We start from the raw sequence: 2,124 nt of genomic DNA, 5'->3' as shown, positions 1-2,124 counted from the left end.
ATCCAGACCTCCAACGATGACCAGGCCAGCAGCGTGGGCCGGAGCACGAAAATCTATAATGATTGCGTGCTGGACGGTGACGTGCTGCTGTCTATGTTCAACGCTGAGGGTGACTTTATTGAACAGTCCATTGAGGGCTTTTGCGATAGCTTTAGCCGTCCTGAGAAATATACCAACCCGTCCTATATGTGATAGGGCGGCATGACTACAAGGAGGAAAAACACCATGAGTAAGAGCCTGTCCGCATTTATGCGCCCCAATGTGGCGGAAATCAAAAACGCCTGCTTTGCCCCCTCCCCCCGTTTCGTGGGGGAGGACGGCAAGCCGGTGGAGTGGGAAATCCGCTGCATCTCCGCCGATGAGTACGCCCGCATCCGCTCCTCCTGCATCCGACAGGTCCCGGTGATTGGAAAAAAGGGTCAGTACACACAGCAGCTTGACACTTACACTTTCCAGGCCAGGGTGGCGGCGGCGTGCACCATGTTCCCGGACCTCAATGACGCCGCCCTCCAGGATAGCTGGGGCGTGACCAAGCCGGAGGACCTGGTGGGCGCTATGCTCATCGGCGGCGAGTTTGATGACTACATCACGGAGGTCTTTAAGGTCAATGGATTTAAGGATGAGCCGGAGCTGGTGGATGAGGCAAAAAACTGATTTTGGACGGTGACCCGGAGGCCAACTTTGCCCATTTCTGTCTGCAAAGGTTTGGCTGGGAGCCGTCCAAATTCATGAACTTGCCTGTGAAAGAGCGGGCCTTTGTCATCGCCTCCATCAAGACCCGTATTGAGGCCGAAAAGAAAAAAGAGGCGGAGCTGAAAGCAAAGGCGGCCAAAAGGGGCAAACGGAAATAATCTTTTTGGCTCCGACCCTTGACATCGTGAACCATATTAGCCTAAAATGGTAGTATCACCGCCAAGGAGGTATGCCATTATGGGGCTGCTAAAACCCAAATTAGACCCCGCAATAAAAGCAAAAAAAGAAAGGCCGGGTGTTCGTGCGTTTGTATCTGTAGATTGTATAGCCGGACTTTCGGTTCCTGCCAAAGCTTTCTGCCAAATCTACTATCTTGATGACCGCATTGAGGTTGACACCCCGGATACGGAATACTCCATTTCTATGGAGCGGGTGCGGAATATCTCAATTCAACGAGAGTTTTACGAGAAATCCAAAATCACCAGTAGTATGGGCGGGGCGTTTGTGGGCGCACTGATTGCAGGACCCACCGGCGCTATCATCGGAGGCAGGCCGAAAGAAAAACAGATGGTGCACAGCGCATCATTTTTGGTGATAGAGTACACTGGAGCGGACGGCGCTTCGGCGCAAATGGTCTTTGACGCCACCTATACCCCCAAATGCAAAGACATGGCCACGCTATTCCGCCAGCAGCACCCAATAGCAGCACAAGCCAAAAAACAAGTAACTTTATGAGCGTGTCACCCTCCTATTGCGGGAGGGTGACCTTTTTATACGCCCCGGAGGTGAGAACTTGGCAACAATACGCTCCCAAATGGTGCTCAACGATGGGATGAGCGCTATTTTGAAAAAAATTACCCACGTTTTAGATTTTACCATCCATTCTTTTGAGGATATGAAACGGGCATCCGGGGAGGCCTTTGACCCGGCCATCTTTCAGGCTACTTATGCGGAGATTGGCCAAATCAACGAGCAAATGGACAAGATGGAACGCTACTATATCAAGGCAGCGCAAAATCAAGACCGTTTCAATAAAGGGCTCCTCACCGGCACGGGCCACGCAACCGGCTTGACTAACCAAATCGGGAAAATAGCCGCTGCCGCCGGGGCGGCTTTTGGCGTGAAACGGCTTTTTAACCTATCAGACCAAATGACCAGCAACACGGCCCGGCTTAATCTCATCGTGGATGACGGCGGCAGTGTGGAGGCTCTGGAGGCCAAAATCATGGCCTCCGCCCAGCGTTCTCGTGCGGCCTACCTGGACACTGCCAGCGCCATTGCCAGCATGGGGGCCAACGCCGGGGCGGCCTTTTCCGGCAACGATGAGCTCATCGCCTTTATGGAGCAGGTAAACAAGCAGTTTGTCATCGGCGGGGCCAGCGCACAAGGCCAGAGCGCCGCCATGCTCCAGCTCACCCAGGCTATGGCCGC

At 53.6% G+C, this 2,124-nt stretch carries 4 protein-coding genes and 1 pseudogene; all 5 read left to right on the top strand.

The features are described 5' to 3' along the window. A pseudogene (locus NFS22_RS23425) lies at positions 1 to 192 on the top strand (hypothetical protein); the annotation flags it as partial. 33 nt (positions 193 to 225) lie between these two features. Then, a complete protein-coding gene (locus NFS22_RS23420) occupies positions 226 to 654 on the top strand; it encodes a phage tail assembly chaperone (RefSeq protein WP_251320030.1) in 429 nt (142 codons plus the stop codon). Between the two features lie 74 nt (positions 655 to 728). Then, positions 729 to 851, top strand: a complete 123-nt coding sequence (locus tag NFS22_RS23820; RefSeq protein WP_277615033.1) for a hypothetical protein — start codon at positions 729 to 731, stop codon at positions 849 to 851. A 79-nt stretch (positions 852 to 930) separates the two neighbouring features. Then, the gene (locus NFS22_RS23415) at positions 931 to 1,428 is read left to right on the top strand and encodes a hypothetical protein (RefSeq protein ID WP_251320029.1); all 498 of its coding nucleotides are present in this window, start codon (positions 931 to 933) and stop codon (positions 1,426 to 1,428) included. 58 nt (positions 1,429 to 1,486) lie between these two features. Next, a partial coding sequence (locus tag NFS22_RS23410; RefSeq protein WP_251320028.1) for a tape measure protein occupies positions 1,487 to 2,124 on the top strand: 638 nt, incomplete at its 3' end.

Source organism: Flintibacter muris (genome assembly GCF_943192995.1).
Taxonomy (GTDB): domain Bacteria; phylum Bacillota; class Clostridia; order Oscillospirales; family Oscillospiraceae; genus Lawsonibacter; species Lawsonibacter muris.
The sequence above is the reverse complement of the archived record's forward strand: the minus strand, read 5'-3'. Positions and strand labels throughout refer to the sequence as shown.